This window comes from Mesorhizobium sp. WSM3626 (genome assembly GCF_000513935.1).
Classification (GTDB): Bacteria; Pseudomonadota; Alphaproteobacteria; order Rhizobiales; family Rhizobiaceae; genus Mesorhizobium; species Mesorhizobium salmacidum.
This window is the reverse complement of record NZ_AZUY01000003.1, coordinates 21,063-45,284: the sequence shown is the minus strand read 5'-3', so window position 1 is coordinate 45,284 and position 24,222 is coordinate 21,063. Positions and strand designations below refer to the sequence as shown.

At 64.0% G+C, this 24,222-nt stretch carries 17 protein-coding genes; 9 read left to right on the top strand and 8 right to left on the bottom strand.

From position 1 onward, the window contains the following. The first annotated feature begins 23 nt into the window (after window positions 1-23). The 4 genes from M653_RS0103235 (at window position 24) to pdeM (ending at window position 4,579) form a co-directional block, all read left to right on the top strand. On the top strand, window positions 24-374 hold the full coding sequence (locus tag M653_RS0103235; RefSeq protein ID WP_027141996.1) for a MarR family winged helix-turn-helix transcriptional regulator: 351 nt from the start codon (window positions 24-26) through the stop codon (window positions 372-374). A gap of 30 nt (window positions 375-404) precedes the next feature. Beyond that, window positions 405-1,265, top strand: coding sequence for an NlpC/P60 family protein (locus M653_RS0103230; protein WP_027141995.1), 861 nt, complete (start codon window positions 405-407; stop codon window positions 1,263-1,265). 66 nt (window positions 1,266-1,331) lie between these two features. Continuing rightward, complete coding sequence (locus M653_RS0103225; RefSeq protein ID WP_027141994.1) at window positions 1,332-3,866, top strand: ligase-associated DNA damage response DEXH box helicase; 2,535 nt, start codon at window positions 1,332-1,334, stop codon at window positions 3,864-3,866. Further along, window positions 3,863-4,579, top strand: coding sequence for a ligase-associated DNA damage response endonuclease PdeM (pdeM, locus tag M653_RS0103220; protein ID WP_027141993.1), 717 nt, complete (start codon window positions 3,863-3,865; stop codon window positions 4,577-4,579). The genes M653_RS0103225 and pdeM overlap by 4 nt, the downstream gene beginning before the upstream one ends. A gap of 24 nt (window positions 4,580-4,603) precedes the next feature. Here pdeM and M653_RS01000000132005 read toward each other — a convergent pair whose 3' ends face one another. The 4 genes from M653_RS01000000132005 to M653_RS0103200 all read right to left on the bottom strand — a co-directional run bounded on the left by M653_RS01000000132005 (window position 4,604) and on the right by M653_RS0103200 (window position 10,174). Next, window positions 4,604-5,383 carry a tetratricopeptide repeat protein gene (locus M653_RS01000000132005; RefSeq protein ID WP_198028699.1) on the bottom strand — a complete coding sequence of 260 codons (780 nt, stop codon included), beginning with the start codon at window positions 5,381-5,383 and terminating at the stop codon, window positions 4,604-4,606. A gap of 184 nt (window positions 5,384-5,567) precedes the next feature. Next, the gene (locus M653_RS0103210) at window positions 5,568-6,503 is read right to left on the bottom strand and encodes a DmsC/YnfH family molybdoenzyme membrane anchor subunit (RefSeq protein WP_027141992.1); all 936 of its coding nucleotides are present in this window, start codon (window positions 6,501-6,503) and stop codon (window positions 5,568-5,570) included. 6 nt (window positions 6,504-6,509) lie between these two features. Beyond that, on the bottom strand, window positions 6,510-7,244 hold the full coding sequence (locus M653_RS0103205) for a 4Fe-4S dicluster domain-containing protein (protein WP_027141991.1): 735 nt from the start codon (window positions 7,242-7,244) through the stop codon (window positions 6,510-6,512). Next, complete coding sequence (locus M653_RS0103200; protein ID WP_027141990.1) at window positions 7,241-10,174, bottom strand: molybdopterin oxidoreductase family protein; 2,934 nt, start codon at window positions 10,172-10,174, stop codon at window positions 7,241-7,243. The genes M653_RS0103205 and M653_RS0103200 overlap by 4 nt, the downstream gene beginning before the upstream one ends. A gap of 278 nt (window positions 10,175-10,452) precedes the next feature. Here M653_RS0103200 and M653_RS0103190 point away from each other — a divergent pair, with 278 nt between their 5' ends. Further along, complete coding sequence (locus M653_RS0103190) at window positions 10,453-11,349, top strand: LysR family transcriptional regulator (protein WP_027141989.1); 897 nt, start codon at window positions 10,453-10,455, stop codon at window positions 11,347-11,349. A 2-nt stretch (window positions 11,350-11,351) separates the two neighbouring features. Here M653_RS0103190 and M653_RS0103185 read toward each other — a convergent pair whose 3' ends face one another. From M653_RS0103185 to M653_RS0103170, 4 genes are all read right to left on the bottom strand, one after another. Further along, window positions 11,352-12,608 (bottom strand): Hsp70 family protein, encoded by a 1,257-nt coding sequence (locus tag M653_RS0103185; RefSeq protein WP_027141988.1) that lies wholly within the window; start codon window positions 12,606-12,608, stop codon window positions 11,352-11,354. Between the two features lie 163 nt (window positions 12,609-12,771). After that, window positions 12,772-13,560: a TIGR02186 family protein gene (locus tag M653_RS0103180; RefSeq protein WP_027141987.1), complete on the bottom strand. Its 789-nt coding sequence runs from the start codon at window positions 13,558-13,560 to the stop codon at window positions 12,772-12,774. Beyond that, window positions 13,560-14,483: a sulfite exporter TauE/SafE family protein gene (locus M653_RS0103175; RefSeq protein WP_027141986.1), complete on the bottom strand. Its 924-nt coding sequence runs from the start codon at window positions 14,481-14,483 to the stop codon at window positions 13,560-13,562. Before M653_RS0103175 ends, M653_RS0103180 begins: the two co-directional genes overlap by 1 nt. Window positions 14,484-14,676: 193 nt before the next feature. Next, the gene (locus M653_RS0103170) at window positions 14,677-18,756 is read right to left on the bottom strand and encodes a peptidoglycan-binding protein (RefSeq protein ID WP_027141985.1); all 4,080 of its coding nucleotides are present in this window, start codon (window positions 18,754-18,756) and stop codon (window positions 14,677-14,679) included. Window positions 18,757-19,211: 455 nt separating this feature from the next. Between M653_RS0103170 and M653_RS0103165 the strand changes: the two genes are divergently transcribed. The 4 genes from M653_RS0103165 to M653_RS0103150 all read left to right on the top strand — a co-directional run bounded on the left by M653_RS0103165 (window position 19,212) and on the right by M653_RS0103150 (window position 24,210). After that, on the top strand, window positions 19,212-19,673 hold the full coding sequence (locus M653_RS0103165; RefSeq protein ID WP_084636389.1) for a MerR family DNA-binding transcriptional regulator: 462 nt from the start codon (window positions 19,212-19,214) through the stop codon (window positions 19,671-19,673). 263 nt (window positions 19,674-19,936) lie between these two features. Continuing rightward, a complete protein-coding gene (locus M653_RS0103160; RefSeq protein WP_027141983.1) occupies window positions 19,937-21,748 on the top strand; it encodes an acyl-CoA dehydrogenase in 1,812 nt (603 codons plus the stop codon). A gap of 46 nt (window positions 21,749-21,794) precedes the next feature. Continuing rightward, the gene (locus tag M653_RS0103155; protein WP_027141982.1) at window positions 21,795-22,967 is read left to right on the top strand and encodes an acyl-CoA dehydrogenase family protein; all 1,173 of its coding nucleotides are present in this window, start codon (window positions 21,795-21,797) and stop codon (window positions 22,965-22,967) included. Window positions 22,968-23,001: 34 nt separating this feature from the next. Continuing rightward, window positions 23,002-24,210: an acetyl-CoA C-acetyltransferase gene (locus tag M653_RS0103150; protein WP_027141981.1), complete on the top strand. Its 1,209-nt coding sequence runs from the start codon at window positions 23,002-23,004 to the stop codon at window positions 24,208-24,210. Window positions 24,211-24,222: the final 12 nt, after the last annotated feature.

Here is a 24,222-nt window from a genome sequence, read left to right as displayed (position 1 = left end):
CAATTTGCCGTGATGCTGGTGCGATGTCGATTGTGATGCGCCCGAGCCAGGCCTTGCGACTGTGGCAGCAAGTGATGCTGTCGCAGGTGCGCGAGGATGCGCCCGATCTCACCATGCGGCAGACGGCGATCCTGTTCACCATCTATCTCGATCCGCCGCCGCACACCGTGCGCGGGCTCGCCGCCCGCCTCAACGTCACCAAGCCGGTCATCACGCGCGCGCTCGACACGATGGGCGCGCTGAAGCTGGTGTCGCGTCATCGCGACGAGCTCGACAAGCGCAACGTCCTGATCAAGCGCACTGTCGAAGGCGCGCTCTTTGTCGAGCGCTTCGGCGATGGTATCATTGCCAAGGCCCACGACCTGCCGATCTGAACAATTTTCCTATCTAACTGGATTGCCGATTTGACCGCCCACGACCCCCGCCTGCACGCCTTCCGCTCCGATCTCGCCGATGCCAGGTTGAAAGGAGAGGTCGCTGCCGACCGTTTCGTAGCGGGCCGGCCGGCGCGGATTTCGGTCCCGGTGGCCGATATCCGCAAGGCGCCGGCGCTGGATTCGGGCGTCAACACGCAAGCTCTGTTCGGCGACGATGTGCTGGTTTTCGAGGATAGAGAAGGCTGGGCCTGGATCCAGGCCGAGCGAGACGGCTATGTCGGCTATGTCGCCGACACCATGCTGGGCGAGCGGGACCATGCGCCCACCCATATCGTCTCGGTGCCGCGCACGTTCCTGTATCCCGGTCCCGATCTGCGCTTTCCGATTGCCGGGCAATTGTCGATGGGATCAAGGGTAACCGTGACGGGTGCCGCCGAAACGCGCGGCACGCACTATGCACTGCTGCCCTCCGGTGAAGCCGTGATCGCTGGCCATCTGCGCCCGATCGGCGAAGTGGCCGGCGACTATGTGTCCGTGGCCGAGACGTTTCTCGGCACGCCCTATCTCTGGGGCGGTGTTTCCGGCTTCGGCATCGATTGCTCCGGCCTGGTGCAACTGGCCATGCGCATGGCCGGCGAGGATGTGCTGCGCGATTCCGACATGCAGGCCGTGTCGGTCGGCGAGCCGCTTCAGCCCGGCCCCGACTTTACGGGGCTGCGACGTGGAGACCTTGTGTTCTGGAAAGGCCATGTCGCCATCATGACCGACGCCGAGACCATGATCCACGCCAACGGCCACACCATGCTGGTGTCGCGCGAAGGTCTGAAGGAAGCCATCGCCCGCATCGGTTATCTCTATGGCGTGCCGATGGGGTTCCGGCGGCCGTAAGGCTTTCGATCCCCTTTTGTTCCGATTCTGCTTGGCGATTGCGCGCCGCCGCGCTACCTCTGGCGGGTGACCGAGCTGCCGCGCCTCGCAGACCAGAATGCCGCCGTCGTCTTGCCCGAGCCATTCGTAGAATGGTTCGGCGAGAAAGGCTGGTCGCCGCGCGCGCATCAGATCGAACTCCTGGCGAAGGCCCAGGCCGGGCAATCTGTGCTGTTGATCGCGCCGACCGGCGCCGGCAAGACGCTGGCCGGCTTCATGCCGTCGCTGACCGAACTGGCCGTCAGGCCGAGGCGAAAACCAGGCCAGGCGCGGCGCGGTATCCACACGCTGTATATCTCGCCGCTGAAGGCGTTGGCCGTCGACATCGAGCGCAATCTCGGCAAGCCGGTCGAGGAGATCGGTCTGCCCGTCACCATCGAAACGCGCACCGGCGACACCCCCGCCCACAAGCGCCAGCGCCAGAAGCTTGCGCCGCCCGATATCCTGCTCACCACGCCGGAGCAACTGGCGCTGTTGATCGCGGCAGGCGATGCGAGGCGCTTCTTCGAGGATCTGCGCTATGTCGTGCTCGACGAGTTGCATTCGCTGGTGACGTCGAAGCGCGGCCATCTGCTGGCGCTTGGGCTGGCGCGGCTGCGCAGCTTCGTCCCTGGCCTGCAGACGATCGGCCTGTCGGCGACGGTGGCCGAGCCGGGCGAATTGCGGCGCTGGCTGGTCAGCCAGAACCCGCCGGGTGATATGGCGGAATTGATCACTGTGACGGGCGGTGCGAAGCCCGAAATCTCGATCCTCGATTCCGAGGAGCGCGTGCCGTGGGCGGGGCACTCGGCGCGCTACGCCACGCCGGAAATCTACCGCGAGATCAAGCGCCACAAGACGACCCTGCTGTTCGTCAACACGCGCAGCCAGGCGGAGCTGCTGTTCCAGGAGTTGTGGCGCGTCAACGAGGACACCTTGCCGATCGCGCTTCACCATGGTTCGCTCGACGTCGCCCAGCGCCGGCGCGTGGAGAAGGCGATGGGCGAGAACGCGCTGCGCGCCATCGTCGCCACCTCGACGCTCGATCTCGGCATCGACTGGGGCGATGTCGATCTGGTCGTGCATGTCGGTGCTCCGAAGGGCGCCAGCCGGCTGGCGCAGCGCATCGGCCGCGCCAACCACCGCATGGATGAGCCGTCGAGGGCGATCCTGATTCCCGCCAACCGTTTCGAGGTGCTGGAATGCCGGGCCGCACTCGACGCCAATTATCTCGGCGCCCAGGATACGCCGCCGCTGGTCGATGGCGGGCTCGACGTGCTGGCGCAGCATGTGCTCGGCTGCGCTTGCGGCGCACCGTTCCGAGCCGATGACCTGTATGAAGAAGTGCGAACGGCGGCACCCTATTCAGGCCTCAATCGTCCGACATTCGACCGCGTCATCGATTTCGTCGCCACCGGTGGCTATGCGCTGAAGAATTATGAGCGCTACGCCCGCATCCGCCTGAACAAGGATGGACTGTGGCGCGTATCCAATCCGCGCGTTGCCCAGCAATACAGGCTGAATGTCGGCACCATCATCGAGGTGCCCGCGCTCAACGTGCGTTACGTCAAGGCCGGCAGCAAAGGCTCGGCGTCGCACGGCGGCCGCGTGCTCGGCAAGATCGAGGAGGCGTTCCTCGAAACCTTGACGCATGGCGATACCTTCATGTTCGCCGGCAAGGTACTGCGCTTCGAAGGCATCCGCGAAAATGAATGCTTCGTCTCGAACGCGCCCGGCAGCGACGCCAAGGTGCCCTATTATGGCGGCGGCAAGTTTCCGCTCTCGACCTACCTTGCCGAGCAGGTCCGCATCATGCTGGACGATCCGCAGCGCTGGAAGAAGCTGCCGGAGCAAGTGGCCGACTGGCTGCGGTTCCAGTCGGACAAATCGATGCTGCCCAAGCGCGACGATTTGCTGATCGAGACCTTTCCACGCGGCAACCGCCACTATCTGGTCGCCTATCCCTTCGAGGGCAGGCTGGCGCACCAGACGCTTGGCATGCTGCTCACCCGTCGCCTCGACAGGACGGGCGCCAGGCCGCTCGGCTTTGTCGCCACTGACTATGCGCTCGCCATATGGTCGCTGGGCGACATGGGCGCGATGTTCAAAGCCAGGAAACCTTCACTCGGCGCGCTGTTCGACCAGGATATGCTGGGCGATGATCTCGAAGCCTGGCTGGCAGATAGCTGGCTTCTCAAGCGCACTTTCCGCAATTGCGCGCTGATCTCGGGCCTGATCGAAAAACGCCACCCCGGTCAGGAGAAGAGCGGCCGCCAGGTCACCGTTTCGACCGACCTGATCTACGATGTGCTGCGCAGCCATGAGCCGGACCACATCCTGCTTCAGGCGACGCGTGCCGATGCGGCGACCGGCCTGCTCGATGTCAGCAGACTTGCCGACATGCTCTCGCGCATCCAGGGTAGAATCATGCATAAGGCGCTCGAACAGATATCGCCGCTTGCCGTGCCGATCATGCTCGAGATCGGCAAGATGCCCGTGAACGGCGAGGCCGATGAAACGCTGCTGATGGATGCGGCGACGCTGGTCGAAGAGGCCATGGGGCCCGGGATGGTTGACGAATGAACTTTTCGCTGGCGCGCGCGTCGCTGATCGCCGAGGCCGACCTTGTCGGCATCGCGGGCGAGCGCGCGGTCTGCGATCCGCGCGGCGTGCTCTATTTTCCCGAGCTCAGGCTGCTGACAGTATCGGACCTGCATCTGGAGAAGGGGTCGTCGCTGGCAAGGCGCGGCACGCTGATCCCACCCTACGATACCGGCGCGACCCTCCTGCGGCTGCAGGCGGTCATATCAGACTACCAGCCGTCGATCGTCATCAGCCTGGGTGACTCCTTTCACGACGGCGGCGGCGCCGAGCGCATGCATTCGAGCTTCCGCGAACGGCTGGAAGCGCTGATGGCAGGCCGCGACTGGTTCTGGGTGGCCGGCAATCACGACCCGGAAGCGCCCGCGGACCTGCCCGGCGAGACCGTGCGGGAACTGGCCATAGGCTCGCTGCTGTTCCGGCACGAGCCATCGAAAGTGCGGGTTGAGGGTGAAATATCGGGCCACCTCCATCCTTGCGCCCGCATCGTGCAGCAAGGCCGTTCGGTGCGGCGGCGCTGCTTTGCCGGCGACGGCGGCCGCATGATCATGCCGGCCTTCGGTGCCTATACCGGTTCGCTCAACGTGCTCGATCGCGCCTATGCCGGCCTGTTTCGGCCGGAGACGCTGATGGCCTATATGCTCGGCGCGGACCGCATCTTCGCGATTTCAGGCTCGATGCTGAGGCCGGGCTGAGATCGTCGGGAGCTCTTGGCGAGCTCAAGTTTTCTTAAGCGCAGCTTGAACGCGATCAAGCGCTTCTTCCGCGCCATGGTATCCCTGGGCTGCCGAGCGTTTCAGCCATTGGACCGCAACGTCTGCATTCTGCTCAACTCCAACGCCTTTAAGATACATCAATCCCACGTTGAATTGGGCCTTGCCATTGTTCAGTTGCGCAGCCCTTTCGTACCAATGAAAGGCCAGCTTGGGGTTTTTATCTACAATTTCGCCGGTTAGATAAGCGGCGCCGAGATTAATTTGCGCGTCAACGTTACCCTGCTCCGCTGCTCTGGTTAACCAAAGAGTTGCGTCCGCCCCACTTTGGGGCACTCCCTTCCCGACGGAATACACATATCCAAGATATTGCTGAGCTTCTGACAAACCCTGGATCGCCGCCCTGCGCCATAGCTCCGCCGCTTTGGTGTCATCCAGCGGAACGCCCTTACCCCAGGAATACAAAAGTCCAAGATTTAACTCAGCCACTGCCATGTCCTGATCCGCCGCCTTACCCCACCATTCCGCAGCTTTGGAATAATCCAGTGGAACACCAAGTCCCCTGGAATACAGAAAACCGACATTGAATTGTCCAGTAACATCGCCTTTTTGGGCGAGAGCCGCCCATTCTTTGTACGCTTCTGTATAGTTCTTCGCTTCAAAGGCGGCGTCGGCTTCGACGCCGCCTGCCAAAGAATTGTGAGGTAAAAAAACCAAGATCCAGGCAAAGCAAAACGCCCATGGGAACAGTGATGCTGAACTAGAGGCAGCAGTGGAGTTCGTCACTTGATCTCCTAATGTTGGTCCTGCGACGACGCTATCGAACGACAACAAAATCATTGACGTCCCAGCCCAAGTCAATGTTGGGATTCGCGGCTATCCGCCAACCAGCCGGCACGCTTGGGCATTCTGTCACGTTTTTCATTTCCGGGTTCGGATCAAGATTATGCTTGGCCCAGCGTCTTACCCTCTATCGCCCGTAATAGAGCATGACCGTGTGCTTGGCTTCGGCGAAGAACAGCCAGCGTTCGACCAGCATGCCGGCGAACTGGACGATCGCGGCGAGCGCCGACGACACCGCCGCAAACGGCCACGGCAAGGCGAAGGCGGCGATCAGCAGCAGGATTGGCAAACCGAAGGCCAGCGCCTGCGTGACCCGGCGCAACTTCGCGCTGTGCTTGCGCGCGATGCGGAAGCCCATTTCCTTGAGCAGGTAGTTTTCCTCGGTATGCGGCCATTCCAGGGATCGTACAGTGCCGCCGGCGAGCCCAGTCGCGGTGTTGGCATTGGTCTGGATTTCAAGCTGGTCGTTGTAACGCCAGGTCGCCAGCTTCCAGCCCCAGCCAAGCAGGGTGAGCAGTACGGAAGCTGCAAGCGGGATCGTTGAGCCGAGCGCAAAGCCTTGCAGCAGGGCGTTGACAAGCACACTGCCGCTCATCGCCGAGAAGATGAGATAGCCGGGCAAGGTGTAGGGGCTGTGCCACTGCGCAATCGGCTTCAGCGAGGCATAGATCATGCCGGTCATGCACACGGTGGCCATGGCGCCGACGGTGGCCAGAACGCCTGTGGCCGCCACCCAGCCATCGAGGCGGCCAAGGAAGATCCAGCCGATCCCGAAAAGGCCTGCGGGAATGAAGGTGGCGACCGAGGCGACGCCTTCGCGTGACAACCATGAACTGCGCCATTGCGAGAACGCCCGCCAGGCACGTTCGGGTCGGCCGAGATGCCCGGTCGACGACAACAGGCCGGCGGTGATCAGGCCGAGCGCCAGCCCCATGCCGACGAAGCCCGGCCAGAAATCGGGTGCGATGAAGCCGAGCGGGCCGAGCACGCCGAGCAGCGCGAGCAGCCCATAGCCGGCACCCGTGGCAGTGGTGAAGAAAACGACCGAAAAAGCTGGATGCATGGACGGTCAGCTCGAAAGCATGCGGTCGACCCAGCCAAGGAAATCGCCCTCGGCCCGTACCGGCTCCAGCGCGGGAGCGGCTACCGATGCGGCGCGCTGTGTGTGAGCGCGCGGCGGCAGGTATTTGTTGGTCGGGCGGTAGCCGAGTTCCGGCATCAGGTCGACACCGCCGCGCTCCGCCACCAGTTGCGAAACCGGGGATTGGGGATCGCCGAGGTCGCCGAAATGCCGGGCGCTGGTCGGGCAGGCGGCGACGCAGGCCGGCACGCGGTCCCCTTCGGCCAGATTGTCGTTGTAGATGCGGTCGACGCAGAGCGTGCATTTCTTCATCACGCCGACATCCGTGTCGAATTCGCGCGCGCCGTAGGGGCAAGCCCAGCTGCACAATTTGCAGCCGATGCACTTGTCCTCGTCGATCAGTACGATGCCATCGGAGGCCCGCTTGTAGGAGGCGCCCGTCGGGCAGACGGTGACGCAGGCCGGCGTCTCGCAATGCAGGCAGGAGCGCGGGAAGTTCACCGTGCGCCCCCCCATCTCGGTGATGTGCTCGTAACTGTGCACGCGGTTGAACCAGACCCCGTCGGCATGGCCGCCATAGGGGTCGATGTCGGTCAGCGGCGCCATGTGGCCGCCGGCATTCCACTCCTTGCAGGCGGTGACGCAGGCCTGGCACCCAACACAGGTGTCGAGGTCGATGACGAGGCCAAGCTTCTTGCCGCCTCGATTTGGAAGACAGGTCATTCGGCCGCCTCTCTTGCCTGCCGGAACCCGGCGCCGAAAGTGAGCTTGTCCGGGGAGGGCTCGAGGTGCGGTGGCTGGTGAAAACGCTCGAATTGCGGTTCGGTGAAGCCGGCCTCTTCAGCCGCGCATTTGACGATGCGGACGCGCAGATCGAACCACGCAGCCTGTCCCGTGACCGGATCGGAATTTGAATAGCGTTTGCCGCTGGCGTCAGCAGAAGTCTGGTCACCGATGATGTGGTTGAGCAGGAAGCCGCGATTGCTCTCGGCGGCATCGTCCTTCAGCCCCCAGGTGCCGCGCCTTTTGCCGATCGCGTTCCAGGTCCAGACCGTGCTTTCGTTCACCCCGTCGACCAGCTTGATCTGCCCCTTCACCTTGCCGTTGATGCTCTCGATCCACACCCAGTCGTCATCGGCGAGGCCGAGGGCGGCTGCGGTCCGGTGATGTACGAACAGCCGGTTCTGGCTGGTGATCTGCCGCAACCACGCGTTTTGCGAACCCCAGGAATGGTACATGTGCATCGGCCGCTGCGTCAGCGCGTGCAGCGGATATTTTCCAAGGTCGACGGCCGCTTCCTCGAATGGCATGTACCAGAACGGCAGCGGGTCCATGTAGGTCTCGACGCGCTCGCGCTGCGTCTGCGGCGGCACCACCCGACCATGGCCGCGCGCGGCCAGCCGAAAACGTTGCATCGGTTCGGAATAGAGCTGGAAGACGATCGGCTCGGCCTTGGGGATGAAGCCCAGTTGCACCGCGAAATCGAGATAGGAGCGGTTGGCCATCTTGTAGTAGCGCTGGTCGTCGGCGAAGTCGTGGTGCCAGAAACCGCCATTGTCGATGTAGCGTTGCAACTGGTTGGGGTTGACGTCGCCCTTGCCGATCGAGGTTTCATCCTTGCCGCGCCAGCCGGCGAGCGGGCCGATGCCGGGCGTACGTTCATGATTGACGATGTAGTCGGCGTAGTCGCGGTACTTCGCCGAGCCGTCGTCATCGACGAAGCCGGGTAAGCCAAGCCGCGCGCCGAGTTCGATCAGCACCGACTGGAACGGTCTGACGTCGCGGTCGGGCTCGACGACCGGATGGCGGATGGCGTCGCCCGGTCCGTCGGCATGGCTGATCGGCCGGTCGAGCAGGCTGATGCAGTCATGACGCTCGAGATAGGTGGTGTCGGGCAGGACGAGGTCGGCGAACGGCACGGTCTCGGAGTAGTAGGCGTCGGAATAGATGATGAAGGGGATCCTGTAGTTGCCCGCTTCATCATGATCGGTGAGCATGGCCATGGTCTCGACCGTGTTCATCGAGGAATTCCAGGCCATGTTCGACATGTACATCATCAGCGTGTCGATCTTGTAGGGATCGCCGGCCCAGGCGTTGCGGATGACGGTGTGCATCAGGCCATGCGCCGCAAGCGGCGAATCCCAGGAATAGGCTTTGTCGATGCGCAGCGGCGTGCCCGCTTCGTCGACCAGCAGATCATCGGGCCCGCAAACGAAACCGAGCGGCATGCCGTCGAGCGGCGTCATCGGCCTCACGTCCTTGCCGCACGGCTTCGGACCCGGCGGGGCGGATCTGGGGTAGGGCGGCTTGAAGCGGAAGCCGCCCGGCACGTCCACCGTACCCAGCAGAACCTGCAGCAGGTGGATGGCGCGGCAGGTATGAAAGCCGTTGGAATGGGCCGAGATGCCGCGCATCGCGTGCATCGAAACGGGGCGTCCCTTGATCGTCTCATGCCGGCGACCCGCCCAGTCGGTCCATGCAACCGGCAGTTCGATTGCCTGTTCGAAGGCGACGTGGGCCAATTCGGCGGCGATCCGGCGGATCGTTCCGGCGGAGATGCCGCAACGCTCCGCGACCGCATCGGGTGCATAGCTCTCGTCGAGATAGCGGTCCGCAATGAGCTGGAACACCGGCACGCAGCGGCGGCCATCGACATCGCAGCTGCCGGTCAGTGCCGGTTTGGCATCGGCATCGGTGGCGTTCACCGGACGCTTCGCCACCCTGTCCCATGCCAGCGGATTGCCGTCGCTGTCGCGCACGAACAACCCGTCATCGGCCGCGCCCGGTTCCTGAATGACCAGGACATGCGCGTTGGTGTAGCGGAGCAGATAATCGAGATCGACGCGGCCCGCCTTCAACAATTCGTGGATCAGCGCGAACACGAACAGGCCGTCGGTTCCGGGCCGGATGCCGATCCAGTCGTCGGCGATCGCATTGTAGCCGGTCCGGCACGGATTGATCGAGACCACCTTGGCGCCGCGCGCCTTGAGCTTGCCCAGCCCGATCTTGATCGGGTTGGAGTCATGGTCCTCGGCGACGCCGAACAGCATGAAGTATTTCGTGTTGTCCCAATCGGGCTCGCCGAACTCCCAGAACGAGCCGCCGATCGTGTAAAGGCCCCCGGCCGCCATGTTCACCGAACAGAAGCCGCCATGGGCTGCGAAGTTAGGCGTGCCGAACTGGCTCGCCCACCAGCCTGTCAAGGATTGCGACTGGTCACGCCCGGTGAAGAAGGCGAGTTTTTTTTTAGGATCGGTGCGGCGGATATCCGACAGCCTTTCAATGGCGATCGAGAAGGCTTCCTCCCATTCGATCTCGCGGAACTCGCCCGAGCCTCGTGGGCCGGTGCGCAGCAATGGCTTCTTCAGCCTGGCCGGGCTGTAGTGCTGCATGATGCCGGAGCTGCCCTTGCCGCAGATCACGCCGCGATTGACCGGATGATCCTTGTTGCCGTTGATGTAGCGGACCTTGCCGTCCTTGATATGCACGTCGATGCCGCAGCGGCAAGCGCACATATAGCAGGTCGTCTTGGCGATGCTGTCGGAAACGTCAGGCGAGGTGTCGACGCTGTCGCCTTCGTCGGGAGCTCGCGTGTCGGCAAGCTGGCGTTGCGAAGGGGCTGAATTGGCGCCGCGCGGCGGTCCTTGCATCATCATCCCGTGCTGCTCGCGCGGCCGGCGGATTTGGCTCGCGTCTTCGGCCCGGGGCCGCGCATGTAATGCTCTTCCGGGTGGTATCGATCACCGGCCAACCGCCGTCGGATGCCGCGGGTCCAATGCGCAACCAGGGATCTGAACCGCCCGATCATTTTATCCTTCGCGATCCACTGGCGAATTTTTTCTAACTTCTTCCGAAAAAGTAGAATAAAGCTATCGATCCGTCTAATCAGTTGTTCTTGTAAATTCGATCGATATTGGTTCTTAATGCGCGCATGACCCTGGATCAGTTGCGCATTTTCGTCGCCGTCGCCGAGCGCGGCCACATGACCAAGGCAGCCAAGCTCCTGGGCATTTCCCAATCGGCCGCGTCGGCGGCTATTCGCGCGCTGGAAGAGCAGCATGGCGTCCATCTGTTCAACCGCGTCGGCCGCAACATCGAGCTGGCCCAGACCGGCCACCGGTTCCTGCCCGAGGCCAAGGCCGTGCTGGAGCGGGCCGCCGCCGCCCGCAATGTGCTGGAACATGTTTCGCAGACGGTCGCCGGCAGCCTCTCCATCGCCGCCAGCCTGACCATCGCCAGCTATTGGCTGCCGCGCCGGCTGGCCTCCTTCCACGAGGCGCACCCGGCCGTCAGGCTTAGCGTCACCATCGGCAACACAAGGCAGGTCGAGGCCAGCGTGCTCGATGGAACCGCCGATCTCGGCCTGGTCGAAGGGCGCACCGAATCCGACATATTGCGCCGCGCCAAGGTCGATACCGACCGGCTGATGCTGGTCGTTGCCAGCTCCCATCCCAAGATCGTCGAAACCGCGCCGGGCCGCCCCGACATCACCGGCCTGCGCTGGATCATCCGCGAGGGCGGCTCCGGCACGCGCGAGGTGCTGGAGGATCTGGCGCGCCGCGAGGGGATTTCGCTTGCCGACCTCAGGATATTCCTGGTGCTGCCCAGCAACGAGGCGGTTCGTCAGGCCGTCGAGGCGGGCGCCGGCGCGACCATCATTTCGGAGCTCGTCGTCGGGCGTGCGGTCGCCGAGGGGAGCCTGAGAGCCGTGCCGATCGAATTGCCGAAGCGCGACTTCGCCATGATCACCCATCGTGACCGTCAGGCAAGCCTGGCCCAGATGGCGCTGAAGGCGCATCTGGCTGCGGATATGAACGGGTCAGGGTAGGATCAGCCGAACTTCCGCTGCGCGTCGAGCGCCAGGCCAAGCCCGACCGATCCGAACATATCGCCGTCGATGACGGAAGCCTGCGGCACCAGCGACAGGATTTCCCGCCTTGCCAGCGGGATCGCCGTCGATCCGCCGGTCAGGAACACCGCGGTGATGTCGGACGGCTTCACCTGCGCGTCGCGGATGGTCTGCGCCACCGTTTCGGTGACCCGCTCGATATCCCGCGCGATCGTGGCCTCCAGCCCCTCGCGCGTGATCCCGGCGGAGAATGCCACGTCCGGCAGCTTCACCGCCACGTCCGCCGATGACCTGTCGGTCAGTTCTATCTTGGCTTTCTCGACCAGTGCCGCCAGAGCGTGCCCGTAGCGGTGCTCGACGATGTGGATGAAACGGTCGACCAGGTCGGCGCGCACGGCCTCGTAGCGGATCTGGCGCAGATGCGTCATCGCCTTGGCGGTGTAGACCAGGTTGATCCGCTGCCATGTGGCGAGATCGATGAAGTAGCTGGCCGGCAGATTGCGTTTGCCGTCCTTGGTCGCGGAGAGGTAGCCGAGCTGCGGCATGACATGGGCGATGCTCAGCAACCGGTCGAAATCGGTACCGCCGATATGGATGCCGCGGCTGGCCAGGATATCGTCCTTGCGGTCGGTCGATCGCGAGCGCTCCGGCGAGACCCGCACGATCGAGAAATCCGAGGTGCCGCCGCCCATGTCGATGATCAGCGCCAATTCCTCGCGCGTCACCTTCTGCTCGTAGTCGAGCGCCGCGGCGATCGGCTCGAACTGGAAAGCGATATGCTTGAAGCCCTGGGCGCGGGCAGCCTTCTCGAGTTCGCCTTGCGCCTCCGCGTCGGCTTGCGCATCGTCATCGACGAACTGCACCGGGCGGCCGAGCACCACGCTCTCCACCACGCCGCCGGCGTCCGCCTCCAGCCGCGTCCTCAGATGACCGATGAACAGGCCGATAATGTCGATGAAGCCGATCTGGCGCGCCTTGATACGCGTCTTCTCGTGGGCGAGCGAACTGCCGAGCACGCTCTTCAAAGAGCGCATCAGGCGGCCTTCGATGCTGTCGGTATAATCGCCGATCGCGCGACGGCCGAAATAGGTATGGCCGTCCTCGAAGTTGAAGAACACGGCGCTTGGCAAAGTGGGTTGTTCGCCCTCCAGCGCGACTAGCCGCGCCTTGCCGTTCCGGATCACGCCCACCGTGGAATTGGACGTGCCGAAGTCGATGCCGCCGAATGCCTGATGCATTGCAGCCTCCTGTCATTGTTTCACGGCGGCAAAACAGCGGCGGCGTATCGCGCTGTCATCCCGGACCGCTCTTGCGAATTGTATGTGCGTGTTTGCCCCTGGGCTGGGAGGCGGCGGTTTATCGCATGGCGGGGAAAAGGGGAACCCCTCTTTTCCCGCAGCATCAATCTTTGCGGAACACCAGCCGGCCGAGCCAGCCCGTCACCATGGCCAGCGATATGGCGAACACGCCGTAGAGGAACGAATAGTCGTGGGCGACGCGGAAGATCGATTGTTCGAAGCCCGATTTGCGGATTTCGAGTTGCGCCGAACTCTCCTTCACGAAGAGGCCGCTCTTGAATAGGAACGCGCGCGCCTTGTGCGTGCCGACCGACACATTAGGCGCCAGCCTGACGGTGGCGCGAAACAGGTTCTGCGACAGGAATTGCACGCCGCCGACATTCTCGCTGTAGAGGCCGGCGGCGGCCTTGCGCTCGCGCAGCGCCGCCGTGAACTCCTCGATCGTCGCCGGACTGTCACCGGCATCGGCGGGCTGCATGTAAAGGTTGGAGGCGCCGAGCGACAGTTGCTTGTAGCTATTGGGTTCGGTGATGTCCTGCAACGGCCGCGTCGTCGCCACAGAATAAGACACCGGCACGTTCTCGAAGGTCTCGGAATCCAGATTGACCCAGACGCCCAGCACCCGGTCCTTGCGGCGCACCACCACCGGTTTTGGTGGCCCTTCGAGCACGACGATGACGTCGTAACGACCCTGGCGCGCCACCAGTGGGTCGGGATTTTCCAGCGAACCGAAAATGGTCAGGTCGGCGCCGGAAAAACCGGCTGTGATCGACACCGCGTCGGTGGAGAGGCCGATCTGGATGCCTTCCGTCAGCGGCGTTTGCGCCTTCGCCGGCGCGGCGGCGGTCAGGGACAGGAGAGCGACGGTTGCGAGCGCTATCGGGCCATTCATCAGTTGAGGCCCGCGCCGGACAGCGAATAAAGGTTGGGTGGCGTGACGAACAGATCGGTAGCGAGTCGGATCGCCACCGCCAGCACCAGCAGCGCCAACAGGGCTCTCAATTGCTCGCCGCGCAGCCGCTGGCCGGCCTTGGCGCCATATTGTGCCCCGGCCACGCCGCCGGCCATCAAGAGGAAGGCCAGCATCACATCGACGGTCTGGTTGGTGGTGGCGTGAACCAGCGTCGTGTAGGCGGAGGTGAAGATGATCTGGAACAGCGAGGTGCCGATGACGACGTTGGTCGGCACTTTCAACAGATAGATCAGCGCCGGCACCATGATGAAGCCGCCGCCGACGCCCATGATCGACGACAGGAAGCCGATACCGGCGCCAAGCCCGAGCACCGGAATGACGCTGACGAACAGTTTCGACGCGCGGAAGCGCATCTTCAGCGGCAGGCGGTGGATCCAGTTGTGCTGGCCGGATTTCTTCAGCACCGGTGCCGCCCCGCTGCGCGTGGCGCGCAGCGCGTTGATGCTTTCGACCAGCATCAGCCCGCCGACGGTGCCGAGCAGCACGACGTAGAGCAGCGAGATGAACAGGTCGAGCTGGCCGAGCCTGCGCAGGAAGCCGAACACGTAAATGCCGGCGGTGGACCCGACGATGCCGCCGGCCAGGAGCACGCCGCCGAGCTTGAAGTCGAGTGTGCCTCGCTTCATGTGCGAAAGGACGCCGGAGACGGAAGAAGCGATGACTTGGTTGGCGCCGGTGGCGACCGCGATCGCCGGGGGGATGTTGTAGAAGATCAAGAGCGGTGTGATGAGGAAGCCGCCACCCACCCCGAACATGCCCGACAGAAAGCCCACCGCGGCTCCCATGGCCAGCAGCACGAAGACGTTGACGGAAATTTCCGCGATCGGGAGATAGATGCCCACCCGTCAGTCTCGATCAGTTTGCCTGTCGGCGAATAAAGCCGTTGCGGACAGTATCGCATCGAAAAGCCAATTTTCTCTTGCGACGACGCGGCAGCGGGGTCAAATCCCGCCACCGCGCCGAAACAAAAAGACAACTCAATCAGTTAACAGGCAAATATATGGCAAGGGCGTCGTGGAAACGACGCTTCTGCCGTTATTTGCGCGCCAGCAATGCCTTGACCAGTTTCTCGTCGACCGCGCCGGTCGCCGGCAGCTTGTTGGCGGTCTGGAAAGCGATGATCGCGTTCTTGGTCTTCCCGCCCATCACGCCGTCGGCACCGCCGGCGTCATAGCCGTTCTTGTTGAGGATGAGCTGGATGTTCTTGACCGCCTTCTTCATGTCGATGCCGGCGGTCGTCTGCGGCGTGCCTTCCTGCCAGGATTCAGGAATGTCCACCGAATTGGCCGCCGCGTTGAGCGGCTTGGCCTTCCACAATTCGGTCGCTGCGCGCGCCCGCTCGAGCTGCTCGGGCCGCAGCGCATTGGCGATCTCGTCGCGCTTGGCCGCGGCATCCTTGTCACCGGTCTTGGCGACCAGCGCGAACCATTTGTAGGATTCCTCCAGGTTCTGCTTCATGCCGACGCCCTTGGCGGCGAGGATGCCGAGATTGAACTGGCTGTCCTTGACGCCGAGGTCGGCGGCCTCCTGGAACCAGTGCGCTGCCGATTGATTGTCGGTCGCGCCATCGGCGGCCATGGCGAACAGCACCGCCAGATTGTGCATGGCGCTGGCGTTGCCCTGCGCGGCGGCGAGCTGGTACCAGGTCTTCGACTTCTTGATGTCGCGCGCGACGCCGATGCCCTTCTCGTAGAAATTGCCAATGCGGTATTCGGCCGGCGCGAAGCCGAGTTCCGCCGACTTCTCATACCATCTGGCGGCCACCGCCATGTCTTCCTTGACGCCGCGCGACTCGGCGTAGCGCGAGCCGACCTCGAACAATGCCTTGGCGTCGCCACCGCCGGCGGCGTCACGCAAGGCGGCCGGGCCGGCATCTGCCGGGATGTCGAACTTGGTCGCGGCTGTCGCCGCCGCCTTGTCCACGGGCGCAACGGTGCCAGTCGTGTCGTTGGCCGTTGCCTCGGTCGCGACTGGCGCGGCAGGGGCCGGTTGGGCATCGGCATCCGCCTGCGTACCGCCGGCGATGGCGGCGGGTGCCGGATCCGTCATGGTAGGAGCAGCGGTCATCGGGGCGACCGGCGCCGGCGCGGCCAAAGCCATCGCGTCGGGAGCGGCTGTGCTCGGGCCGGAAGCCACGGCCGGCGCGACCGGCGCCGGAGCGGGCCTGGCGGCGGATGCTGTATCCGGCATCGCGTCCGCATCGGACGGCATGGCCATGACGGTCTGCGCCGTCATGTCGTCCTTGCTTGCCGGCGCGGATTGTTCGGCCTGCCTGACGGCAGGGGCCGGCGCGATATCTGTCGCCGCCGGCTGGACTTCGGTCTTCGGCTGGCTGGCGGTATCGACAGATGCCGTCTTCACCGGCTGCGAGGCGACGATCGGGGCCGTGTCGTTATTTGCCACCTGGGCGGGATCCGAAAGAAACGCCTTGCCGAGCTGCAGGCCGGCAAGCGCCAGCATGATCGCTGCCGCAGCCATCAGGATCGGCTTGCGCCGCGCCTTGAGCAGGTCGCCTATCCTGAGCGCCTTGACCGGGCCTTTCATCGTCGACTGGCGCTTCAGGGCGTCGGCTTCGGCCGCGGCCGCCTGCGCCGCGCGTCGGGCAGCGGCGATGAAATCCGACTTCGCCGCGTCGCTGTCGCCGGGCTTTGCCGGTTGTCCGCGCTCATCGCGCACGCGCTTCATGATGGCATTGAGGTCGGGCGCGCCGGAGCCGGGCTCCAGCGGGCGGTTGGCGACTCTCGGGTCGAGCGGCTCGTCGAGATCGACACTCGGGACATCGGCGCTCGGCGCCGAGCCGGCCAGCGGCGGAACATCCGCAGGCTTCTTGCCCTTGAAGGCGCGCGCCAGCCCGCCGAACATCGACCTGCGGCCAGCAGGCTGGTCCTTTCCGGCGGTGGCGTCGGAACCGAGTGCGGCCATCGCGGCGGCGGCTGCTGCTTCCGCGGGTGAGCGCGCGCCCGGCCGGGCAGACAAGCCCGTTTCAACGTGCAGTGCCGGCTCGCCGGGCTCGGCGCGCAATATGGCCGCGGCACGCGCGTCCAGATCGGCCATGCCGGTCAGCGGCTGCGGCTCGTCCATTGTCATCGACGGTGCGTTCACGGCCATCTTGGGCCGCCGTGCGCCACGCCAGCCGCTCGGTTCGGTCGGAGCCGCGTCGAGGAGTTCGCTTACCGCTTCGGACGAGTCGCTGGTTTCCAGCGAACCCAGCCTGTCGACGATCTTGAGCAGTGTATCGTGAATGGCCTCGAAGGTGCGCGAATTGCGCTCGTCGGAACGCCGCGTCAATGTCTCCAGCGTCTTCAGGTCCTGGGCGAGGCCAGATACCGCGGCTGTATTGGTGCTCGTTCCGGCCAGCGAGCGCACCGCGTTCTCAGCCGCCTCGCGTGCGGCCCCGAGGATGGAATCGCGGGTCCCAGCCAGCGCTTTTTCGATTTCGTTGAGGCGCGGGCTGATGTCCTCGAAATCCGGCAGCGGCGTGCTGGGCTTGGAAAGATGCGCCGACAGGCCGGCGACCTGCGCCTCCAGGCTGCGGATCAGCGCCGGATCGATGCCGGCCACTTGAGCCGCCGAAGCGTCCAGCCTGCTTGAAATGTCCTCGAGCCGGCTTTCCAGCCCGCGGATCGCCGCCTCGCCGGCTGGATCGGGAGCGCGCGTTTCCATGCGCTTGGCCAGTGCGGTGAAGCGGGCGTCGATGGCGTCCATGATGCCGGCGCTGTCGACCTGCGCCATGCTGCGCTGATCCAGCCGGTCGGCAACCTCGTCCAGCCGGCGCTCGAGATCGCGAAACAGCATGTTGCCCTGTTCGATGGCGTCGCCCTGGCGACGCTCCATCATGCCGGACAGCACGTCGAAGCGCTGCTCAAGCCCGTGGAAGATGTAGTCGGCGTCGGGCATGGCCGGCGCCTGATCGATCTTGTCGGCGATCAGCGCGATCTGCTTGGCGAGCCGTTCCATCGCCTGCTCCGGCAGGTTGGCGCGGCCGGCGAGGTCATCGACCCGGCTCGACAGCGTGTTCAGCCGGTCGACCACGACATTGCCGGGACGGTCCTGCGCCACTTCCTCGATCTGCTGGGCGAGCGAGTCGATTCGCTTCTCGATGCGCTCGAAGGCTTCGTGATCGATTGAATTGGCCTGTGCGGCGACTGTCGAGGCTACGATGGCGCGGGAAATCTCGTCCAGCCGCTCGTCGATCATGGCCAGCGTGCCGCCGCCGCGATTGTCCTGCTGGCTGGCGAAATGGTCGACCGCCCCAGCCAGTGTGCGGACCTTTTCCTCCAGCGAACGCAGCGACAGCGATTCCGGCAGGTTGTTGACGGCGTTGCTGATCTGCTCCAGCCGGTCGGTCAGGGCCGCAAGGGCGGGATCGTCGGAGCGCTTGCGCTGGTCGGCGTCGACGCGGTCCTCGAAAGCCGTCCAGCGGCGATCGAAATCGTCCCAGCGGCGGTCGACCTTCTGCACGCTCTCCTCGCGCGCCAGCGTCTCGAGCGCGGCCTTGACCTGCTCGAGTTCCAGTCGCAGCAGGTTGACGCCCCTGTCGTCACTCTTCTCCGACAGCGATTTGATGGCGCCGGACAGCCGCTCGAATTCCACGCCGAGTTCGGCGCTGCCCTTGCCCGTCGCGCCGGGCTTGGCGTTCGCCTGGAAGGCGCGGTCGATGTCCTTGCGCAGCGCGTCGAATTCGCGCTGCAGGCCTGAAGTCACCTGGTGGCGCAGTTCCTCGCGCATGCCGCGCAGCTCGCCCGCGATCTTGCCGACCATCGCGACGCTGTCTTCCTGGCCGCGCACGCGGTCGATGTCGCGCGCGATTGCCTGGTAATTCTGGTCGAAGCCAGGCGAGGGCGCCGGGTTGTGCGCACGCGGTGCCGGCTGCGGATCCTCATACCAGCGCTGCTGGGCCGTCGGCTGCGCGGCGGGATAACGCGGTTCGGCGGCGGGGTAACGCGGGTCGGCGCCATATTGGCGAGGAACGGGCCGTGCCATCGCGTCTTCACGCGTTTGCCCCAGGCGCTGTTCCAGGGTCTCCAGCGAGCGGTTCAGCTGCTCGAGCGTTGTCTGTGGCTTGCGCTGCCTGCCGGCATTGAGTGTATCGAAGTAGGACCGCTTGCTGTTCATCGGTGCGTCCGTCTTTCAGATTGGCCGGCTTGCGACCAGCTCCCCAAGTCCCTGCCGGAACGAGGCGACCGCGCTTCCATGCCACGGTGGAAGACAAGCTTCCCGGGTTTCACCCCGCGCTCCGAAAAACCGTGAAAATTCGATACAGGATAACCACGGATAGCCGACACGCGCACATTTCGCCCAACGTGGTAAACAACGCGTTAACCAAGCTTAAGAAGTTGCAAGGAAGTTGGCGGTCTCGATTTCCGGTGCGGCATAAAGCACGGTTCTCAGAACGCCCTTGCCTCATGAGGCGGCTATCGGTATAGAATTGACGTAAACGTAAATGGCGCATCAACTGTGCTGTTTTGCGATTTGTTTGTTGAAACCACGGCTGGAAGCACGCCCCCGCTTCCAGTCAGGCGACGCATGGTCCGGGACCGCGACGCCACCAGACGGGGAAGCCAGTGACCATGAAACTTATCTCGGCCGGCGAGACCGCGGCCAATACCAATAATGCATCCGTCGAAGTCGGCGAGGATCTCTCCCGCATCGGCGAAATGGCCAAAAAGTATGGCGTGACGCTGCGCACGCTGCGCTTCTACGAAGACAAAGGCCTGCTCCACCCGCAGCGCGACGGTTCGACCCGTCTCTATACGCGCCGCGACAAGGCCAGGCTGAAGCTGATCCTGCTCGGCCGCAAGGTTGGGTTCTCGCTGCGCGACGTCAAGCAGATGATGGACCTCTACGATCCGAAAGGTTCCAACACCAAGCAGTTGCGGCTGGCGCTGGACAAGTCGGAGAAGCAGCTCGCTCGCCTGCAGAAGCAGCGGGCACTGATCGACGACGCCATCAATGAGCTCGGCGGCTCGATGTCGGCGGTGCGCCAGATGTTGGCCGAGCGTTCGACGCCGCAGGCGAGCGTCGCGAGCTAAGCCACTCTCCGACACTGTCGGACCTTCACCATCAAAGCCGCGTGGCCATGCCGCGCGGCTTTTCGCTGTCATGGCCTGCCGTTTCGCGCTCGCTTGCCCAATGCCGCAACGCTAGGCTCCGCGCGCGTGGCAGCGGAATCTTGTCGCATTGAAAATATTGACGTTTACGCAAACGTCAATATTTGCTATTGCCACTTCGACATTGGCCCGCTTGCCGCGCACGGCTTGATTTCGGGGCCTTTATCCGCATGGTGGAGGAAAGCATGCCGATCTACAGGGCCCCGGTCCAGGACACGCTGTTCGTGCTCAACGAGGTGCTGGGTTATCAGCGCTATTCGAACCTTGCCGGATTCGCCGACGCAACGCCCGACGTACTGGAGGCAATTCTCGCCGAAGGGGCCAAGCTCGCCGAGAACGTCATGCATCCGCTCAACCGTGTCGGCGACATGGAAGGCTGCGTGCGCCACGACGACGGCTCGGTGACCACGCCCAAGGGCTTCAAGGAAGCGTTCTACCAGTATCGCGAAGGTGGCTGGATGGGTCTGGCGGCTCCGGTCGAGTTCGGTGGCCAGGGCCTGCCCTATGCCGTGCACACGGCGGTGGCCGAATACATGGTCTCGGCCAACATGTCGCTGATGATGTATCCCGGGCTTACCCAGGGTGCGATCGCGGCCATCATCACCCACGGCACCGACGAGCAGAAGGCGACCTGGCTGCCCAGGATGGTCGAGGGCACCTGGACCGGCACCATGAACCTGACCGAGCCGCATTGCGGCACTGATCTCGGCCTGCTGCGCACCAAGGCGGTGCCGAACGGCGATGGCACCTACAAGATTTCGGGCCAGAAGATATTCATCTCGGCCGGTGAGCACGACATGTCGGACAACATCGTCCATCTGGTGCTGGCCCGTATCGAAGGCGCCCCCGAAGGCGTCAAGGGCATCTCGCTGTTCATCGTGCCGAAGCTCAAGCTCGATGCGTCGGGCAATCCGGGGACAAGGAACACCGTTTCCTGCGGTTCCATCGAGGAGAAGATGGGCATCCACGGCAATTCGACTTGCGTCATGAACTATGACAAGGCCGAAGGTACGCTGCTGGGCGAGGCCAATGGCGGCCTGAAGGCGATGTTCACGATGATGAACGAGGCGCGGCTCGGCGTTGGCCTGCAGGGCCTGTCGCTGTCGGAGATCGCCTACCAGAACGCCGTCGCCTACGCCAAGGACCGTTTGCAGGGCCGCTCGCTGTCGGGCCCGAAGGCGCCGGAGAAGAAGGCCGACCCGATCATCGTCCATCCCGACATCCGCCGCTCGCTGATGACCATGAAGGCTTTCAACGAGGCCGGCCGCGCGCTGGCGCTGTGGACGGCGATCAAGTCCGACATCGCGCACCGCTCCGCCGACGACAAGGACCGCCAGGCGGCCGACGACTACACCGGCCTGATGACGCCGGTGGTCAAGGGCGTGCTGACCGACAAGGGGTTCGACCACGCGGTGATGGCGCAGCAGGTGTTCGGCGGCCACGGCTACATCGAAGAGCACGGCATGAGCCAGTTCGTGCGCGATGCCCGCATCGCCATGATCTATGAAGGCGCCAACGGCATCCAGGCGCTCGACCTCGTCGGCCGCAAGCTCGGCTTGAACGGCGGCCGCGCCATACAGGCCTTCTTCAAGGAGGTCGGCGAATTCTGCGAGGAAAACCGCGCGGACGAAAAGATGGCGCCCTTCACCAAGGGTCTGAAGAAGGGCCTCAATGATTTGCAGGCGGCGACGATGTGGCTGCTGCAGAACGGCATGGCCAAGCCCGACAATGCCGGTGCGGCCTCGACCGACTACATGCATCTCTTCGGCCTCGTGGCGCTGGGCTACATGTGGGCGCAAATGGCCAAGGCGGCGCAGGGCAAGACCGGCGCCAACGGTTCCCACTCTTTCCTTGAAGACAAGGGGGCCTTCTACGACAACAAGGTCGTGACGGCGCGCTTCTTCATGGAACGGATCATGCCGGAAACCTCGGTCCACCTCGCCCGTATTTCTAGTGGCGCCGATACGCTGATGGCCCTGCCGGCGGAAGCGTTCTAAACTCAACCTCGCTGGCCTGTCTGTCTGTCGATACGCGGAGGAAATCGTGGCGACAAATCCCGCCGAAGTGCTCTCTTTGCCGAAGCCAGCCTGGGCGGCCGACGAGGTCGGCATGCTCTACGACATGGCTATCCGTTTCATGTCGGAGGAGATCGCACCGCGCTACGATGAGTTCGAGAAGAACGAGATGGTCGACCGCGAAAGCTGGCTGAAGGCAGGTTCCGCCGGCCTGCTCTGCGCGTCCATGCCGGAGGAATATGGCGGCTCGGGCGGCACCTTCGCGCATGAGAGCGCCATCATCGAGGCGATCGGCCATGTCGGCGTCGATGGCTTCGGCATCGGCCTGCACAATTCGATCGTCGCCCCTTACATCCTCCATTACGGTTCGGAGGAGCAGAAGAAGAAATGGCTGCCCAAGCTCGCCACCGGCGACCTGATCGGCGCCATTGCCATGACCGAGCCTGGCGCCGGTTCCGACCTGCAGGGTGTCAAGACCCGTGCCGAGAAGGACGGCAACCAATACAAGATCAACGGCTCCAAGACCTTCATCACCAACGGCCAGCTGGCGAACTTCATCATCGTCGTCACCAAGACCGATCCGGAGAAGGGCGCCAAGGGCACCTCGCTGATCGTTATCGAGACCGATGAAGTCGAGGGGTTCGAACGCGGCCGCAACCTCGACAAGATCGGGCTGAAGGCCAACGACACATCGGAGCTGTTCTTCAACGACGTGCGTGTGCCGACCTCCAACCTGCTTGGCCATGAAGAGGGACAGGGCTTCGTCCAGCTGATGCAGCAATTGCCGCAGGAGCGGCTGCAGATCGGCACCGGGGCGATCGCCATGATCGAGCGGGCGCTGGCGCTGACCATCGACTACGTCAAGGAGCGCAAGGCTTTCGGCAAGGCGATCATCGACTTCCAGAACACGCAGTTCAAGCTGGCTGAATTGAAGACGGAGGCCACCATCGGCCGCGTCTTCTACAATGACTGCGTCACCCGCCACATCAATAGCGGGCTGGATCCGGTAACGGCCTCGATGGCCAAGTACTGGCTCTCCGACCTGCAGGGCAAAGTCGTCGATGAATGCCTTCAATTGCACGGCGGCTATGGCTACATGAATGAATATCCGATCGCCCGCATGTTCCGCGACGCCCGCGTCCAGCGCATCTACGGCGGCACCAACGAGATCATGAAATTGCTGATCGGACGCTCGCTCTGAGCAGCTCTCTTCAGCGAACCCAAGGAGCATGAAAATGGCCGAAGCTTATGTCTATGACGCCGTTCGCACGCCGCGTGGCAAGGGCAAGAAGGACGGATCGCTGCACGAGGTGCCGGCGGTGCGGCTCGCCGCCAGGACGCTCGAGGCACTGCGCGATCGCAACGGGCTGGACACCGGCACGGTCGACGACATCATCTTCGGCTGCGTCGACCCGGTCGGCGAGGCGGGCTCCGTCATCCCGCGTGCCGCCGCTTTCGAGGCCGGCTACGACACAAAGGCACCCGGCATGCAGATCTCGCGCTTCTGCGCCTCCGGATTGGACGCCATCAATTTCGGCGCCGCCAAGATCGCGCAGGGCGCCGATGAAATCGTCATTGCCGGCGGCGTCGAATCGATGTCGCGCGTCGGCATGGGCATGTCCGGCGGCGCCTGGTTCATGGATCCTTCGGTCGGCCTGCCCGGCTGGTTCGTGCCGCAAGGCATTTCGGCCGACCTGATCGCCACCAAATACGGCTTCTCGCGCGACGACGTCGACGCCTACGCGGTCGAGAGCCAGAAGCGCGCCGCAAGATCCTGGGCCGATGGCCGCTTCAAGAACTCGGTCATCCCGATCAAGGACCAGAATGGACTGACCATTCTCGACCATGACGAGCATATGCGGCCGTCGACCGACATGCAGTCGCTCGCCTCGCTCAATCCGTCCTTTGTCATGCCTGGCGAAATGGGCGGCTTCGACGCGGTGGCGGTGCAGAAGCATCCCGAGGTCGAGGAGGTCAACCACGTCCATCACGCCGGCAACTCGTCCGGCATTGTCGATGGCGCGGCGGCCGTACTGCTTGGCTCGAAGAAGGCCGGTAAGGCGATGGGCCTCAAGCCCCGCGCCCGCATCCGCACCTTCGCCAACATCGGCTCCGAGCCGGTGCTGATGCTGACCGGCCCGGTCGATGTCACCGAGAAACTGTTGAAGCGTGCCAAGATGAAGCTGTCGGACATCGACCTGTTCGAGCTCAACGAGGCCTTCGCCTCGGTGGTGCTGCGCTACATGCAGGCTTTCGAGATCCCGCACGACAAGATCAACGTCAATGGCGGCGCCATCGCCATGGGCCATCCGCTCGGGGCCACCGGCGCGATGATCTTCGGCACGGTGCTGGACGAACTCGAGCGCCGCGACTTGAACACCGCGCTGGTGACACTGTGCATCGGTGCCGGCATGGGTACCGCAACCATCATCGAACGCGTCTGACGGGGAGAGAAC

Bases quoted from the DNA above. Each gene is read 5' to 3' on its own strand.
- M653_RS0103235 (WP_027141996.1), top strand. From the start codon at position 24: ATGTCGATTGTGATGCGCCCGAGCCAGGCCTTGCGACTGTGGCAGCAA.
- pdeM (WP_027141993.1), top strand. From the start codon at position 3,863: ATGAACTTTTCGCTGGCGCGCGCGTCGCTGATCGCCGAGGCCGACCTT.
- M653_RS0103210 (WP_027141992.1), bottom strand. From the start codon at position 6,503: ATGCATCCAGCTTTTTCGGTCGTTTTCTTCACCACTGCCACGGGTGCC.
- M653_RS0103205 (WP_027141991.1), bottom strand. From the start codon at position 7,244: ATGACCTGTCTTCCAAATCGAGGCGGCAAGAAGCTTGGCCTCGTCATC.
- M653_RS0103200 (WP_027141990.1), bottom strand. From the start codon at position 10,174: ATGATGCAAGGACCGCCGCGCGGCGCCAATTCAGCCCCTTCGCAACGC.
- M653_RS0103190 (WP_027141989.1), top strand. From the start codon at position 10,453: ATGACCCTGGATCAGTTGCGCATTTTCGTCGCCGTCGCCGAGCGCGGC.
- M653_RS0103185 (WP_027141988.1), bottom strand. From the start codon at position 12,608: ATGCATCAGGCATTCGGCGGCATCGACTTCGGCACGTCCAATTCCACG.
- M653_RS0103180 (WP_027141987.1), bottom strand. From the start codon at position 13,560: ATGAATGGCCCGATAGCGCTCGCAACCGTCGCTCTCCTGTCCCTGACC.
- M653_RS0103170 (WP_027141985.1), bottom strand. From the start codon at position 18,756: ATGAACAGCAAGCGGTCCTACTTCGATACACTCAATGCCGGCAGGCAG.
- M653_RS0103165 (WP_084636389.1), top strand. From the start codon at position 19,212: ATGAAACTTATCTCGGCCGGCGAGACCGCGGCCAATACCAATAATGCA.
- M653_RS0103160 (WP_027141983.1), top strand. From the start codon at position 19,937: ATGCCGATCTACAGGGCCCCGGTCCAGGACACGCTGTTCGTGCTCAAC.
- M653_RS0103150 (WP_027141981.1), top strand. From the start codon at position 23,002: ATGGCCGAAGCTTATGTCTATGACGCCGTTCGCACGCCGCGTGGCAAG.